Below are 15,132 nucleotides of genomic sequence, written 5' to 3'. Positions count from 1 at the left end.
ATGGCCGAGAAAACCCTTTATCCGTCTTACGCCGGGCTCTCCCGAATGCCGATGATCCTTGGCATTCCGCTGATGCCCGCTCTGGTCGTCTTTGTCGCTGCGCTCGTCGTCTCGATGGTTGGAGGGGCAACGCTTGGTCCTGGTGGACTGCTGTTCGGGTGCGCCGGCGCGCCGGTGCTCCTCTACTTCAAGCAGCTCTGCGCGACCGACGACCAGGCGTTGCGCATTCTCGGTCTGGAAATCCGCTGTGTGATGCAGCGCCGCTTTTACGCGATGTACGGCAAGACGCTCACGTTATCGCCGATCCGCTACGGCCGTCACGTCGAAACCTATGCACGTGCCCATCGTGAAGCCGCACAAGCCATGTCACAGGAGGATTGAACCTGATGTCAGCGCAACTCAGTAGCACGCCTATCGAGAATCTCATCCGCAACATGCCGCCCGTTGCAGAGTGGATGCCGAAGGTGGGCCGCCCGATCTCGCGTCGTATCTCGACGATGGAAGACCGGCGCATGTTCTTCAACATCAAGCTAATGGGCATCCCATTCGAGTCGGTCAATGATCAGGTTCTTGAGTCTGCCTTCGAGAACCTGACGGACATGCTGACGGCACTCGGGCGGGATCACGGGCGAAAGGTCCAGTTGTGGACCACGTTCCGCCGACGCAAGGTCAGCTTCAATGGTCGCTATGCCTTCAGTTCCGAGTTCTGTGAGCGCTTCGCCTTCAAATATCTCCAGCGCTTTCGCGAGGGCGAGTATTTCGAGAACGCGTTCTACATCACGCTGCTGTTCAGCTACGACGATTTCGACGACGGCCTGAAGCAGATCGAGCAGATGGCAGACGGCATGGAAAAGCAGCTGGCTGCCTACGATCCTGAATTCCTCGAAACCTTCGAACGTAACGGCATCCAGTTCTCGAACGCTTACAAGTTCTATAGCGAACTGGTCAACGGCGAAGAGCAGGAAGTGGCCGTGACGACCGCACCGGGCGCGGAACTCATTCCTGACGCGTGGCTGCATTTCGGCTATGAGGTTCTGGAAATCCGTACGGACACTGGAACGAAGTACGCAACCTGCTATGACCTGAAGGACTTTCCGAAGGCTGGGTGGGGGCAACTCAATCCGCTGCTGTCCCTGCCGGTTGAATTCACGATCACGCAATCGTTTGGCAGCATGACGAGCTACCAGGCGGACAAGGCGATCACGGGTCAGATCAACAAGCTCCAGTCTGCGAACGACAAGGCGACGCACCAGGTGACGGAGCTCGAAGATGCGCGTAAGTACGTGGCATCGAACGAACTCGCCTTTGGCGATTACCACGGCGCGCTGGTCGTTTATGGGCCGACGGCCAAACGGGCGCTCGATAACGGCGACCTCGTCAAAGTGCGCTCGAAGGGGGAGTGCGGCTTCGGCTGGGTGAAGGCGACCGCCTCGGCACCGTTCACGTACTTCAGCCAGGTTCCCGGCGCGCGCAAGCTCCCCAGACCGATGCCGAAGTCGTCGCGCAGCCTTGCGTGCGCATTCACCCTGCACGATTACTCGGCAGGCAAGTCGCGCGGCAATCCGCTCGGCGACGGCACGGCCGTGATGCCGCTGCAAACCACCTCGAAGAAGCTGTACAGCTTCAACTATCACGCGACGCGCGACGACGATAACAACGCTGGCGAGAAGATTGCCGGGCACACGCTGTTTCTGGGGTCGACCGGCACAGGCAAGACCACTACGCAGCTTGCGATGGTTGCGTTTGTGGAGCGCTTTGATCCGATGATCTTTGCACTCGACATCGGTCGCGGCATGGAAATCTTCATCCGTCAGCTTGGTGGCAGCTACATCACGTTGACCGAGGGTGTACCGACCGGGCTGGCCCCGTTCGAGCTCGAAGATACGCCTGGCAATCGTCAGTTTCTCTATGACCTGGTCGGCATGTGCGGCAAGGACAACGAGGGCAAGCTCACTGCCAGCGAAAAGGACCAGATCAAGAAGGCGGTGGACACGATCATGGAGCTCAAGGTCGTGGAGCAGCGCGTGTTCAGCCGCCTTCTGGAGAGCATCCCCTACACCGGCGGAGACTGCCTCTCGCTTCGACTTTCTCAGTGGTGCCATGCAGCTGAAGGCCGATATGCCTGGGTGTTCGACAACGTGCCGGGCACGATGCTCGACGTGACGACGCAAAAGCGAATCGGCATCGACATCACCGCATTCCTGCGCGACCGCTACGAGCCAGCGGAGCCAGTCTTCACCTATCTCTTGCATCTGAAAAAGCTGATGCAGCGAGAAGGCCAGTTGCTCTGCACGATCGTCGAAGAATTCTGGATGCCGATCAAGTTCGAAATGCCACGCCGCATGATGGAAGCGGCGCTCGCTGCGGGCCGGAAGGCAGGTGAATTCCTCGTGCTGGTGACACAACAACCTGCGCAGGCAATGCAGAGCGAGATTTTCCCGCTGATCCGCAGCCAGACGGCCACGAAGATTTTCCTGCCTGACCCGGCTGCTGAGTGGAGCGAATACAAGGCATGCGGTCTGACCGAAAAAGAATTTGCAGAGCTAAAGAAGCTCGGCAAGGCTTCGCGAACGTTCCTCGTCAAGCAATCAAACCAGTCCGCGTTCGCGACTCTCGACCTGAAGGGATTCGACGATGAAATTGCTGTGCTCTCGGCAAGCATCGAAAGCGTGGCGCTCATGGAAGCTGCCATCGCGGAACACGGCGAAGACCCAGACGCCTGGCGCGAGCCGTTCCTCGAGCGCGTATTCATCAACAGGCAGATCGCAAAGCTCCTGCCCGAGTATGGGACGGATCGTTCGAAGTGGCAGCACATCCTCGATACGCGCGTGGCGGACCGACGCAAACGCATCGAAGCAGAAGACCGGAGTTTCCGGGCTGCGATGGCGGAAATGGCCTGACGGATTTTCGCGCAGGCGAAAAATTATCGGAGTGAAAACATGAACTCAATCTTTCGCATCATTCGTGCGCTCACCGTTGCGCTCATTACCGCACTTGGTGCGACGGCTGCACACGCACAGATCCCGGTCACCGATGCGCTGACGCTGGCCCAGGCTGTGCAGCAGGTCACGACTCTTACGTCGCAGCTTGAGCAGATGAAGGCTCAGTACACCATGCTGACCAGCCAGTACACCGCGATCACCGGCAACCACAGCTACGGGCAGATTCTCAATGACGCCAGCACGCTGCACAACTATCTGCCGGACTCATGGAGTTCGATCTACTCGAACATCAGCAGCGGCAGTTCGTCGACACTCGCGAGCTCCACGAACTCAATCAAGAGCACGGAGGGGCTGACGGCAGGATCCACAACAGCCATACAGCGTGTCTACAACGTGACGGCCGCGAACAAGGCGATGCAGATGGCGGCCTACAACGCAAATATAGATCGGTTGAACAACATCGAGGCGCTAATGGTGAAGGCCGACGCAACGCAGGACGCCTCCGCGAAGGCGGATCTGGCAAATCGATTAAAGGCCGAACAGACGATGGTGCAGAACGAGCAGACGCGACTAAACATGGCCAGCAGGTTACAGCAGAGCGAATCAGACCTCTCCGAGTTGCAATACGAAAACGAGCTCAAGAGCACGCTGGAGGACAACTGAGATGCTTCGCCATCTAGCTTCGCTGGTGACGGTCTCGTGCGCGCTATTTCTCGGTGCGTGCGGTCAGCACGTGAATCTCGCAGAAGCAGACATGTCTGGCACGTACGCCGCTGACATCAAGGGCGACGGCAAGTGGACGCCGTTCATCAAGGTCGAGCGCAACGGCAATGACTACGTCCTCTATGAGATGAGCGGAGATGTCTGGTCGCGTCCGATGAAACCGTTTGGTCAGCCTGACGAATACGAAGCGACGCGAGCTTTCACGAAGGCTGATCTGGAGACGTTTGTTCGCCGCTCGGTTGATGTCGATGTGCGTGGCGTTCAGACGAACGAAATTGCGCTCGTGCATGTGCCGTGCGGATGGTCCGACCACGGCAAGCCGCGAACTTTCGTTTCGACGACGGGCTGGTTCGCGATCACGTTGCTCGGCGTGGTGCAGTTGCGCAAGCTCTGACAATCCTGGGAAAACCAAATGGCCGCAACAATTACCATTTTCGAGAGCATGTTCACCTCGTTTGAGGCGAATCTGACTTCGACGATTACGACTGGTGCCGGGAACGTGATCTCTTTGATCAGCAGCATCATGTCGGTGTGCTTTCTGATTTACCTGTTGCTGATCACCTTTTCATACTGGCGTGGGAATTCGCTGGAAGAACCGATGCTCGACTTCTTTCAGCGAATGATCGGTTGGGTCACGGTCCTGACATTCGGAATGAACGCGACGTACTACACCACGTACGTCGTCCCGTTTGCCTACAACCTCGGCGATCAGCTGGCTACCGCAGTGACCGGGACCACTGTTTCCGGCTCAGGGCTCGACGCGCTGCTCAATACCTACCTGACTGGAATCGATACGCTTTTCCAGAACGCGCATGGCATCTCCGGCTGGATCGTGGCGATTTGCATGTATGCGGTCATTGTCTTGCTGGGCATACCGTTCATTGGCATTGCGGCGGCGTACATCCTGCTTGCGAAGCTCTCGCTCACGATCGTGCTCGCTCTGGGGCCGATCTTCATCAGCCTTGCGCTCTTTCCCGCAACGCGAAACTTCTTCACAGCGTGGACAGCGCAGGTTGCTAACTACATCCTCCTCGTCCCGCTGTACGCGATCGCGGGCCAACTGGAAGTCAATTTTGCAACGAGCCACGCGACCACTACCCCCGGCGCGGCTGCTGTGCTTCAGGAAGCGGTGATGGGGGTTGCCTTTCTTGTGATCTCGCTGAGCTTGCCGAGTGTTGCTGCGGCTCTCTCGGGTGGTGCCGTCGTGAGTACGAACTTCAATAAATTTGCCTCCATGTTGCGTGCCGGAGCGTCAGTGGCGAAAGCGCTGAAGGACTGGGAGGACCGAAACAGGAACAAGGGCGGGAGCATAAAAGGATAAACACTCGGGAACTTAGGCAAATGAAACTACTGACAACCTTTCTTCTGGCGGCTGCTCTTGCAGGCTGCTCCTCCCCGCCGAAGGCACCTCAGCCATCGGGTTACTGGACACCGATCAACCAGGCGCGCTAACGGAACATCGAACATGCTGAAAGACACAATTAATCGGATTCTGGACGGTGGAAAGAAGCAACAGCGCTCGTCCGCAGAGCCGGCACTGTCCGCCGCTGCGGTCGCGCACGGCACACTGACGGCGGACGAACGCAAGAGCGGGCGCTGGTATCTGGAACAGGCTCGCGACTTCGAGCGATCGCGCGTGCAAAAGGACAAGGAGATTTACAGGCTCGCCATTCGTGCTGCGGTGGGGTTTGCCGTGATCGCTGCACTCGCTGTTATTGGCATGAGTGCATTAGTAGTCCTAAAGCGTCCTAACCCTCCGGCGGTGCTGCGCGACGATGCTGCTACAGGCACGGTGACGGTACTGCCGACCACGGCATCGGGCAAAGTCACGTGGGCTGAGAAGAACGATCGCGCGGACCTCCGGCGCTATGTCGAGATGCGCGAGAGCTACGACTGGGAGACGATCCAGGACATGCACGACGCCGTGATGACGATGAGCGCCGCGCATGAAAAGGACCTCTACGATGGATTTATCCGCAGCACTGCTTCGCCGCTCAAGGTTCTGAAGGAGCAGGCGCGGGTCATCGCGCACGTCGGCGTCATTACGTTCATCGGCGACACGGCGCAGGTGTTCTTCTCGAAAACGCTCGTGCCGCTGAACAACGCAATGCCGCGCACGACGGAGTACTGGATCGCGACGATCGCCTACAAGCACGACGACGTGCCTGAGCAGACGAAAGAGCAGGACGTCGATCCGACCGGATTCCGCGTGCTGAGCTATCGACTGGATCGGGATCTGTCCCGCGCACCGGCAACGCAGCAAGGCCCCGATGCGCCTGTTGCTGCGAGCACAGCCGCCACGGCAGCCGGAGGTGCGCAATGAAGCTCACGATTCTCGCAGCGCTTCTGTTCGCCGCGTGGTCGCCGGCCTTCGCGCTCACGATCCCGGGTCCGTGCGGTACGGATCCGAATGTGCAGTGCGCGGAATACGACCAGAACGAGGTGTTCCAGATTACGGCCGCACCGGGGAAGGCCACGCTGATCCAGTTTGAGGAAGGTGAGACGGTTGCGACCAAAGGCGCCGGTATGGGCGACGGCCAGGCGTGGAATGCGAGCAAAGGACAGAACTGGATCTTTCTGAAGCCCGAGCAGGTGAAGCCGGATACCGACTTCATCATCGTGACCAACAAACGTCGTTATGTCTTCTCGCTCAAGCTTGCTGGAAGGCACGATGCGGTGACGTGGGCACTGCGCTTTGACTATCCCGACACGCGCAACAAGCGCATGGCCGCGGACGCGAAGAAACGTCAGGAAGCCGCGGACGTGCTGCGCGGCAGCGCGACCTATACGCAACCGCGCAATGCGCGCTACTCGATCCGCGGTGACATGGATTTGAAGCCGACGCAGCTGTACGACAACGGCACCTTCACCTACTTCCAGTACGACACGGGGCGCGATCTCCCCAAGGTATTCGCCATTCTCCCCGACGGGACGGAAGGTCTCGCGCCCTATCACATGGAAGGCGACACGATTGTCGTGCATGAGACCGCAGCGCAATTCGTGGTGCGTCTGGGCAAGCTGGTGCTGGGCGTCAGGAACGATGGATATGCACCGGACGGCCACTACAACCGTACGGGGACGACGGTGCCCGGAGAAGTCCGCATCCTCAAGGAGAAAAGCGAGTGAGCGAGAACAATCAGCATATGAGCGATGCCCCCGAGGATCGGGGCATGCCGCAAATCGCTGGTCGCCGCAAGAGCGGACTGAATGGCGTGCTATTCGCGCTAGCAGGCGTGGTCATCGTTGTGCTGATCGTGGCCATTGTGGCTGTCACGATTCAGCGTTTGACGGCGCAGCATCAGGAAGCCTCGCAGGAGGCCGCGCGTTTGCAAAAGGACAAATCGCAGACGGGCTCGTCGTCCACGACGGATCTTGAAAGCGAAAAGAAGCGTATCGAAGCACAGGACCGGCAGGACAAGGCGCTGGACTTGCAGCGCCTGGCCAATGCCAAAGCCGGCGAGGCGGCGAGCGCAGCTGCTGCCGCCTCAGCTGCCGCTGCGCGCCTGACTCCGATCAATATGGCCGGTGAACCCAACGGCGCATCGGGCACGGCGCAGAACCCGTTCGGAGGCCAGCGCAGCCCGGCGGAAACGGTCGCGCAGCGACGGCTTGGCGGCGGCGTTGGCGTGCTCGACGACGACAAGAAGGAAGCGGTAACAGGCGGCGCAGACGGGGTCACTGGCATGGTACGGCAGGCGGCCGCAGGCCTGGTTCCGGGAAGCGGGGGGGGTGGGGCAGGCAAATCGAATCCGCTCGATGCACAACTGGAAGGCTCCGAAAACTCGAAGTCAGCGGTGCGCAAGGCCGGGTTCCTGCCGAACCTCTCCTATCTGCTGGAGAAGGGCACGATGATTCGCTGCGTGATGGGCACGGCGGTCAATACCACCTATCCCGGCATGACTGAATGCACGGTGGCTCAGGACGTGTACTCCGCTGACGGCCACACCCTGCTCATCCGCAAGGGCGCAGACGTGAAGGGCGAGCAGCGCAATGCGCTGACCCAGGGGCAGGCTCGGATCATGGTTCTGTGGACACGCATCGACGATGGCCCGGTCAAGGTCGAATTCGATTCGCCCGTGACGGACTCGCTCGGTGGCAGTGGCATGACAGCCTACGTCGACAACCATTGGCTCGAACGCTTCGCCGGCGGCACGATCGTCAGCCTCATCGGCGACTTCGGTTCAGCACTCGCGAACAAATCGGTCGGCAGCAGCGGCATCACGTTCTCCACGACGGCGAGCAACACCGATTCAATGGCGGCCGAAATCCTCAAGAGCACGGTCGACATTCCGCCGACTGCCTATTCGCTGCAGGGCCAGCAGGTCAACATCTACGTTGCTCAGGATATCGACTTCAGCGATGTCTATGAACGCGTGAACGTGGGAGCGGCCGCGCAATGAGCAAGCTGACCTATATCGGCGCATGTGCTGCCTCGGTCGCGCTTGCAGCCTCTCCTGTTGCGTATGCAAAGGATGCCTGTACGACGGTGGTTTGTCTCTACGGTGAATTCACTGGTCAAGGTGGTGGTTCTTCATGCGACAGCGCGCTGGAGGATTACTTCTCGATCATCGACTACCACAACGGCCACATCGACTATTCGGCTACGCCGAAGGATCGTCTGAGTTTTCTCAACGGCTGCAAAACGGCGGGCAGCTATCCGTCGATGTTGAACAATTCGTTCGGAGGAACTATCAAGTGAGCGACGCCACCAATTTGCCGATCGTGTTCGACAAGACAACGACGGTCCGCTCCTATCTGGAGCAATCGGGAATCCTCCGGCTCATGAAAACCGAAGGCGTGACGGAAATTGCGATCAATCGCCCCGGCGAAATTGCGACCGAAGGCTCCTCGGGCTGGACGCGTCACCTGGTTCCCGAGTGCACGCTACCGATGCTCGAAAAGCTCGGCAATGCGCTGTGCGTGCTCAACGGCAAGCACATCACCCGTGACGATCCGATCCAGAACATCGTGCTCCCTGACGGCGAGCGCGGACAGGTGCTTTTCTATCCCGCCTGCGAAGAAAACACGGTGTCGATCACGATCCGCATCCCGAGCAAGATGCGCCTCACGATGGACGACTATGAATCCTTCGGCGCCTTCGACTCCTTCGTGGATGAGTCGTATCGCGCCGGCGGCATGTCGAACGCCCGCTTGACGTCGGAAGACGCGGAGTTGCTTGATCCGCAGTTCGAGGATGTGTCGTTCCACACGCATGTACCGCGAAACGTGCACCTCCTGCCGCATGAGCACGAGTTGCTTGCTGCATTGAAGGGCCGCAAGGTGCGTCAACTGCTCGAAGGCGCGATCAAGCACAAACTCAACATCGTATTCGTGGGGGGCACAGGCTCCGGCAAGACGACGCTGATGAAAGCGATGGCGGACCTGGTCGATCCGAACGCGCGTATCGGGACGATTGAGGATACCCACGAACTCCCGCTTCCGAATCAGTGGAACAAGGTCCACATGTTCTATAGCGCGAAGTTGCCTGCCCAGGAAATCGTGAAGTCCACGCTGCGCATGAAATTTGATCGGGTCTATCTGGCCGAACTGCGCGGAGCGGAGGCCTGGGACTACATGGGGCTGCTGAATACCGGCCACGAAGGCGGGATGACAAGTATCCATGCGAATGGCCCGCGTGAAGTTTTTCCGCGCATTGCAACGCTCGTCAAACAGAGCGAAGCCGGCAGGGGGTTGGACTACGACTTCATTCTTCGTGAAGCGAAGACCACGGTTGACCTCGTGCTGTTCATGCACCGCAAGAAGCTGACCCGGATCTTCTACGACCCGGTTGAGAAGTTCCTTTTGCAGAACGGAATGAAGTGATCCGGGCGGCGGCGTGCTCCGGCACGTCGTCTATTCACATAGACGCATGAGCCCCTAAATGGAACCGAAAAAAATTCTGATACTCGTGGGCGCCGTACTGGTCCTGATGGTCATCTTCGCGCTCGGCGGCCTGTATGTCGGCGGCGTGGCATTTGTGCATCTGGAGAATCTGCCCGATACGCAGGCAGGCCTGTTCACGCTGGTCGACTACTGGCACGCATATAGCGACGTGCTCAAGGTCAAACGCGTGCTTGTACTGTGCAACGTCATCGCAGTGCTCATTACGCTGATTCCGGCCGCGATGACAGCTGTTGTTGTGGCGACGATCGGTCGTCGCGCTCTGCACGGCGATGCGCGGTTTGCCCGCGCGAGTGAGATTCGCCGTGCCGGACTGACGGGGGAATGACGATGGGCGCACGCTTCCCCGGCATCATCGTTGGCTACCACCGTAGCCTTGGCTACCTTCGCTACCACGGGCAGCAGTTCGTGATGCTCGCGGCACCGACGCGTTCCGGCAAGGGTGTCGGGATCGTCATCCCGAACCTGCTTACCTACCCGGACTCGGTCGTCGTGCTCGACCTGAAACTGGAAAACTTCCGCTACACGTCGAAGGTGCGCGCGGCGGCCGGTCAGGAGGTCTATCTGTTTGCACCGTTCTCGGAAGATGGTGTGACGCATCGCTGGAACGTCTTCGATGCCGTCAAGCAGTTTCCTGAACATCTGCGGATCGGCGAAATTATGTCGATCGGCGAGGTGTTCTGGCCGAGCCGCGTCGATGCACGAACCAAGTTCTTTCACGACAGCGCACGCAATCTGTTCCTCGCGCTCGCGCTCTATCTGCTGGAAACGCCTGGCATGCCGGTCACGATGGGGGAGATTGTCCGTCAGGGTTCGGGCGCCGGTACGCAGCTCAAGCAGCATGTGCAGGAGATTCTGCGTACCCGTGCCAAGGCTGGCGCTGCCGGGCCAGCACTGAGCGGTGATTGCGTTGACGCATTCAATCGCTTTCTGGGCATTCCCGACAACACGTTGGGCAACATCACCGGCACCTTTAACGCCCCGCTGCTCGTGTTCGCCAATCCGGTTGTGGACGCCGCGACCAGTGAATCGGACTTCGATCTTTCGAAGGTTCGCTCGCGTCGCATGTCGGTCTATTTCGGTGTCACGCCGAACCGCCTTGCGGACGCCGGCCAGCTGATCAACCTGTTCTATTCGCAGTTGATCAAGCTGAACATGCGACAGTTGCCCAAGGAGAACGCGGATCTCAAGTACCAGTGCGCCGTGTTCCTCGACGAGGCCGCGGCAGTCGGCAAGATCGGGATCATCGACGAATCGAACGCGTACATCGCTGGCTACAACATCAGGCTGATCACGATCATCCAGAGCGTCGCGCAGTTGCAGCGCGATGACATGTACGGCAAGGATGGCGCCCGCACGCTCGTGACCAATCATGGTTTGCAGATCCTGTACCCGCCGCGCGAACAGGCCGATGCGAACGAGTATTCGGAAATGCTCGGCTACTTCACTGCTGTGCAGCGCTCGCGCGGGCGCACCACTGGCAAGGGGATTTCCACGAACAACGGACAGACCGAGCAGAAGCGGGCGCTGATGATGCCGCAGGAACTCAAGGAAATGTCTCAGGAGAGCGAAATCATCATCACCGAGAACTGCAAGCCGATTCGTTGCGACAAGGCTTACTACTACAAGGATCGCGCTTTTATCGACGTGCTCAAGCAGCATAGCCCGACACTCGCCGCGCTTGGCAAGGAGATGCCGAATCAGGACGCGCTCGAGCTCGCTGCGCTCCAGCGCAAGGAACTGAGCGTCCCGATCCCCGTCATCGATATCCAGGCGGCGATGGCTCAACGCAATGCCCGCCGCAACGGCTCACCGGAGCTTGTCGAAGTGCGCCCGGAAGAGCTCCATCTGATTGACGCGCGGGACATCACGAACGGCGACGAAATCTTTGCCGCGCTTTGCGAGCAGTTCCCATTCCTTCGCGAGATCGACGCGATGAACGGGCTGCGGGCTGCTGCGGAAGCTGCGTAACGGACCCTGAACGCCCTGCGCGCGCGAGAGAGAGCGTCATACGGCGCAGGCGCGCGAGCAGCGGAACCTAATACATATCTGTTTTTCGGATAGAGAGAAAAAGATGGCGAAATACGATCAGTACATGGACGCGATGCGGATTTCCAACATTGCCGGTTCGTTCCTGGGTGAAGGCGTCGACGTCAACAAGGCGCTGGATACTGAACGGTTGAATCTGCCTCAAGGCACGACACTGCTGCATGTCGCAGCTTTCTCGCGCGATACCGATCTGGTGAAAGTGCTCATCGATCACGGCGCTGACGTCAACGTTCGGAATGCTGCGGGCCAGACGCCGATTCAACTGACCGGCAGCGCGCACGAACTCGCGCGCCTTCTGCTGGACGAGGGCGCTGACCCGGCGGGTGCGGCTTCGAACAACGAGATCCCGCAATCACGCGAATACGCGCAGGCCGCTTCATCGGACCAGATGATCCGGTCGCTGATCGACCTCGGTGCAAACCTTGGTACGCCGGTCAAAGGCGACGTGCCGCCGGGCACGACCATGCTGCACCTCGCCGCGTGGGGGCGTGATCCCGAGCTCGTCACTGCTTTGTTCGATCACGGTGTGCTGCCGAACGCGCGCGACGGTGAAGGCAGAACTGCACTGCACATGCTGGACGTTGACGCAACGGACTGGAAGGAGGACCTGACGGCAGCGCAGCGCGAAGCGGCGATGGCTACGGCTCGTGTGCTGATCGACGGCGGCGTGGATCCTGAGATTGCGGATTCGACCGGCACGACCGCACTCGCATTGCTTCAGAAGCACAAGCTGGTGATGTCGTACACGGTCGAACCCGATGTGCAGGAAACCGCGCCGGCTACGAACCAGGCAGGGGCTGACGTGTCTGCCCAGGCCATTACGTCGACCGCGTCCGTCGGCGACATCGAAGCGCACGACGATTCGCGCGACGCCGGTGAGTTTGTCGATGCGCAGGCCGAACCGGAAGGCAACGCCATAGTGTTCGCGGTGGGCATCGAGCTCGACGCGACGCGCGCGGACCTCGCCGCAGCGGAGCGCGGTGTGGCGAGTCCTGAGCGCAGCATTGCCGATCCGCTCGAATCGCGCCTCGATAACGGGCTTCCGTCGCTCGATGCGGCTGACAATCCGCGGATCGACGCCGTGGGCCTCGGTGGCGAATCGGCCAACGATGCGAACGCACGTAATGCGGCGAACGAGCCGGAGCACGTCGACGAGCAGGTAGCTGTCGACCTGGAAAGCGCGCGCCTCGCGCGCGAGCGTGATCGGTCCGCTTTTGAGCGCTCGCAGGGCAGGGAAGCGGTACCTGCGACGAGTGCCGCGAAGGCATCGGAGGCAAATCCTGCCAAGGCAGCCAGCGAGCGTCAGGTTGATGATAAGGGCAACGAGGTCAAGGCCGCGCCGATTTTCCGTAACCACGGATACGAACTCCCGCAGTCGGTCGTCACGCAGTACGTCGCTTTCGATGGCAAGTTTCTTCATCGCAAGGCCGAAGTCGTTCACTTCAAGGACGAGGGTCGCAAGCTCTCCACGGACAGCAACGACAAGAGCATCGTGCGCAGCATGATGGATGTTGCGCAGGCGAAGAACTGGGGCGAGGTTCAGCTGAAGGGTGATGTGGAATTTCGCCGTCAGGCGTGGATCGCGGCCGAACTGGCCGGCATCAAGTCGACAGGCTTCGCACCGAACGATCAGGACCGCGCGCTTCTGACGGTTGCCCGTGAAGAAATGCGCATTAGCGGCGCAGAAAAGGGTGCAGAAGCCGCGAAGGGAAACACGATCGAAACGAATGGCCGCGGCCCGGCAGTTGAGAAGCCGACACAGGCCGCGCAGGCGAGCGCGAAGCCGGAGCCCGAGGCGCCCGGCAAGAGCGAAGCCCGTGCAGTCGTCGGCGGCCAGGATAAGACGTCGACGGAACAGCCTGTTGCTGCAAATCGGAGCAGCGAGGACGGTGACGCGCGCCAACGCGCTGGGCATACCGAGCAGACGGATAAGGAGCCCACGCCATCGCTGAGCGACGAGCAGGAAATCAAGGCCGCGCGCGCCGCGTTCGTCGAACGTGGCGCCGCGATCGCGGCTGGTCGCAAGACTGCCGGGAAAGGCCACGACGTATTCACCGCGGACGTCGCCAGGAAGGTCGTCGAGCATCGTATCAGGGGCTTTCATCCTGATGTTCAGCAGCGCTTTCGCAGCGATCTCGAAAAGCAGATCAATGAAGCGCGTCAGTCGGGCCGCGATCTGGTGATTCCGGTTCCGACTGTCGATCGCACCTTGCTTGAGGCTGGCCGCATTGCACAGGGACTCACTGCGACGCCGCAGGCTGAGCCGGGCATCCCTACGGACATCGACCGCTAATTCACGCGCTGGTGGAACGCCAGCGCCGCCGCTTCGCGCTCACCGAGATTACACAAGGATAGAAAATGCATATCGCAGTTATCAACTTCAGCGGCAACACCGGCAAGTCGACCATTTCCGACGAGGTGCTTGCGCCGCGCATGCCGGGCGCGCCGGTCATCCGGGTCGAATCGGTAAACTCAGGCGGCCGCGACGTGCCGACCATTCGCGGGGACAAGTTTCGCGAGATTCAGGAAGGTGTGCTCACCGTCACCGATTCGATCAGCGACATCGGCGCATCGAACGTCGAGGACTATCTCGAAGGGCTGAACAGCTTCGCAGGCTCGCACGAAGATCTGGACTTCTTCGTGGTGCCCACGGTTCCCGACGACAAGCAGATGATCGACACCATCGCAACGATCAGTGCGCTGGCCGGCGAAATCGGCGTGCCTCGCGAAAAGATCCGTGTTGTGTTCAACCGTGTCAGCCAGCGCGAGACGATCGAGGTCCAGTTCGCACCGATTTTCAGCTGGCACAAGAAGGCGCGTCTGTGCGAAATCAACGCGGGCGCGGCCATTACCGAAAACGAAATCTATTCCCTGCTGCATGGGACGAACAGTTCCGTCGTAGCGGTGGCGGAGGATCCGACGGACTACCGGGCGATGATTCCGGGCGCCACGGCGGATGAGCGCGTGCATCTCGCGCGCAAGGTGTCGCTCAAGCGACTCGCGGGCGCGGTCAAGGCGGAGCACGACCGCGTTTTCTCGATCCTGACCGCGCGATGAATACGCTGACGGGCACGACCGAAAAGGTCCGCGATGCGATGCTCGAAGAGGCGCTGGGAGAGCTCGTCACGCTGAGCAAAGGCGTGGAAGAGTTGAAGGCCTCCCTCGGATCGGCAGTCACGGACGCGCGCGCCAATATCGAGAAGGGCGGTGAGCTTGCGGCGCTACGCGTCGCGAACTTGCTCGATGACCGTACTGGACGTCTCGTACAAGCCACGAAGGAGATTGGCGCCCTGCGTGAACTGCTCGTCGGGGAAATCGCTGCGGCCGCGAACGCGGACAGTATCCGCCTGTTCCGCGAGGAAGTGGCAAGGGCGATTGGTGAGAGGGCTTCCACGCGCCGCCGTGATCTTTTGATCGCGTCCGGGGTGTCGGCCGTGATCACGATCACGATAGTGGCAGCGCTCCACTTGTTGCACTAGAAAACGGCAAACGGGTTGCGCGGGGGACGCCGCGCACC

General features: G+C 60.2%; 15 protein-coding genes. All 15 read left to right on the top strand.

The features are described from left to right. Complete coding sequence (locus LDO54_RS32770) at positions 1–381, top strand: VirB3 family type IV secretion system protein (protein WP_224015995.1); 381 nt, start codon at positions 1–3, stop codon at positions 379–381. Positions 382–386: 5 nt separating this feature from the next. After that, positions 387–2,900, top strand: a complete 2,514-nt coding sequence (locus LDO54_RS32765; protein ID WP_224015992.1) for a transporter — start codon at positions 387–389, stop codon at positions 2,898–2,900. 39 nt (positions 2,901–2,939) lie between these two features. Next, on the top strand, positions 2,940–3,605 hold the full coding sequence (locus LDO54_RS32760; protein WP_224015990.1) for a type IV secretion system protein: 666 nt from the start codon (positions 2,940–2,942) through the stop codon (positions 3,603–3,605). A gap of 70 nt (positions 3,606–3,675) precedes the next feature. Beyond that, positions 3,676–4,059 carry a hypothetical protein gene (locus LDO54_RS32755; RefSeq protein WP_224015988.1) on the top strand — a complete coding sequence of 128 codons (384 nt, stop codon included), beginning with the start codon at positions 3,676–3,678 and terminating at the stop codon, positions 4,057–4,059. Between the two features lie 18 nt (positions 4,060–4,077). Further along, complete coding sequence (locus LDO54_RS32750; RefSeq protein ID WP_224015986.1) at positions 4,078–4,986, top strand: type IV secretion system protein; 909 nt, start codon at positions 4,078–4,080, stop codon at positions 4,984–4,986. Between the two features lie 144 nt (positions 4,987–5,130). Beyond that, positions 5,131–5,988: a virB8 family protein gene (locus tag LDO54_RS32745; RefSeq protein WP_224015984.1), complete on the top strand. Its 858-nt coding sequence runs from the start codon at positions 5,131–5,133 to the stop codon at positions 5,986–5,988. Beyond that, positions 5,985–6,791: a TrbG/VirB9 family P-type conjugative transfer protein gene (locus LDO54_RS32740; protein WP_224015982.1), complete on the top strand. Its 807-nt coding sequence runs from the start codon at positions 5,985–5,987 to the stop codon at positions 6,789–6,791. The genes LDO54_RS32745 and LDO54_RS32740 overlap by 4 nt, the downstream gene beginning before the upstream one ends. Beyond that, entirely contained in the window at positions 6,788–8,065 is a 1,278-nt protein-coding gene (locus LDO54_RS32735) for a TrbI/VirB10 family protein (protein ID WP_224015980.1), read from the top strand. Before LDO54_RS32740 ends, LDO54_RS32735 begins: the two co-directional genes overlap by 4 nt. Then, positions 8,062–8,364 carry a TrbM/KikA/MpfK family conjugal transfer protein gene (locus LDO54_RS32730; protein WP_224015978.1) on the top strand — a complete coding sequence of 101 codons (303 nt, stop codon included), beginning with the start codon at positions 8,062–8,064 and terminating at the stop codon, positions 8,362–8,364. Before LDO54_RS32735 ends, LDO54_RS32730 begins: the two co-directional genes overlap by 4 nt. Beyond that, positions 8,361–9,488: an ATPase, T2SS/T4P/T4SS family gene (locus LDO54_RS32725; RefSeq protein ID WP_224015975.1), complete on the top strand. Its 1,128-nt coding sequence runs from the start codon at positions 8,361–8,363 to the stop codon at positions 9,486–9,488. Before LDO54_RS32730 ends, LDO54_RS32725 begins: the two co-directional genes overlap by 4 nt. 58 nt (positions 9,489–9,546) lie before the next feature. Then, positions 9,547–9,894: a hypothetical protein gene (locus LDO54_RS32720; RefSeq protein ID WP_224015974.1), complete on the top strand. Its 348-nt coding sequence runs from the start codon at positions 9,547–9,549 to the stop codon at positions 9,892–9,894. Positions 9,895–9,896: 2 nt separating this feature from the next. Next, on the top strand, positions 9,897–11,537 hold the full coding sequence (locus tag LDO54_RS32715; protein ID WP_224015971.1) for a type IV secretory system conjugative DNA transfer family protein: 1,641 nt from the start codon (positions 9,897–9,899) through the stop codon (positions 11,535–11,537). Positions 11,538–11,640: 103 nt separating this feature from the next. After that, a complete protein-coding gene (locus tag LDO54_RS32710) occupies positions 11,641–13,908 on the top strand; it encodes an LPD7 domain-containing protein (protein WP_224015969.1) in 2,268 nt (755 codons plus the stop codon). Positions 13,909–13,973: 65 nt separating this feature from the next. After that, the gene (gene stbB, locus LDO54_RS32705) at positions 13,974–14,672 is read left to right on the top strand and encodes a StbB family protein (RefSeq protein ID WP_290371171.1); all 699 of its coding nucleotides are present in this window, start codon (positions 13,974–13,976) and stop codon (positions 14,670–14,672) included. Next, positions 14,669–15,094 carry a hypothetical protein gene (locus tag LDO54_RS32700; protein WP_224015966.1) on the top strand — a complete coding sequence of 142 codons (426 nt, stop codon included), beginning with the start codon at positions 14,669–14,671 and terminating at the stop codon, positions 15,092–15,094. Before stbB ends, LDO54_RS32700 begins: the two co-directional genes overlap by 4 nt. The last annotated feature ends 38 nt before the right edge of the window (positions 15,095–15,132 follow it).

Source organism: Paraburkholderia tropica (assembly GCF_914484835.1).
Taxonomy (GTDB): Bacteria; Pseudomonadota; Gammaproteobacteria; order Burkholderiales; family Burkholderiaceae; genus Paraburkholderia; species Paraburkholderia tropica_A.
Note: the sequence above shows the minus strand (reverse complement) of the source record. Positions and strands in the feature narration are given on the sequence as shown.

Excerpts from the sequence above, each read along its gene's own strand:
- LDO54_RS32730 (WP_224015978.1), top strand. The coding sequence starts at position 8,062 with ATGAGCAAGCTGACCTATATCGGCGCATGTGCTGCCTCGGTCGCGCTT.
- LDO54_RS32715 (WP_224015971.1), top strand. The coding sequence starts at position 9,897 with ATGGGCGCACGCTTCCCCGGCATCATCGTTGGCTACCACCGTAGCCTT.
- stbB (WP_290371171.1), top strand. The coding sequence starts at position 13,974 with ATGCATATCGCAGTTATCAACTTCAGCGGCAACACCGGCAAGTCGACC.
- LDO54_RS32745 (WP_224015984.1), top strand. The coding sequence starts at position 5,131 with ATGCTGAAAGACACAATTAATCGGATTCTGGACGGTGGAAAGAAGCAA.
- LDO54_RS32700 (WP_224015966.1), top strand. The coding sequence starts at position 14,669 with ATGAATACGCTGACGGGCACGACCGAAAAGGTCCGCGATGCGATGCTC.
- LDO54_RS32760 (WP_224015990.1), top strand. The coding sequence starts at position 2,940 with ATGAACTCAATCTTTCGCATCATTCGTGCGCTCACCGTTGCGCTCATT.
- LDO54_RS32770 (WP_224015995.1), top strand. The coding sequence starts at position 1 with ATGGCCGAGAAAACCCTTTATCCGTCTTACGCCGGGCTCTCCCGAATG.
- LDO54_RS32750 (WP_224015986.1), top strand. The coding sequence starts at position 4,078 with ATGGCCGCAACAATTACCATTTTCGAGAGCATGTTCACCTCGTTTGAG.
- LDO54_RS32765 (WP_224015992.1), top strand. The coding sequence starts at position 387 with ATGTCAGCGCAACTCAGTAGCACGCCTATCGAGAATCTCATCCGCAAC.
- LDO54_RS32720 (WP_224015974.1), top strand. The coding sequence starts at position 9,547 with ATGGAACCGAAAAAAATTCTGATACTCGTGGGCGCCGTACTGGTCCTG.
- LDO54_RS32710 (WP_224015969.1), top strand. The coding sequence starts at position 11,641 with ATGGCGAAATACGATCAGTACATGGACGCGATGCGGATTTCCAACATT.
- LDO54_RS32740 (WP_224015982.1), top strand. The coding sequence starts at position 5,985 with ATGAAGCTCACGATTCTCGCAGCGCTTCTGTTCGCCGCGTGGTCGCCG.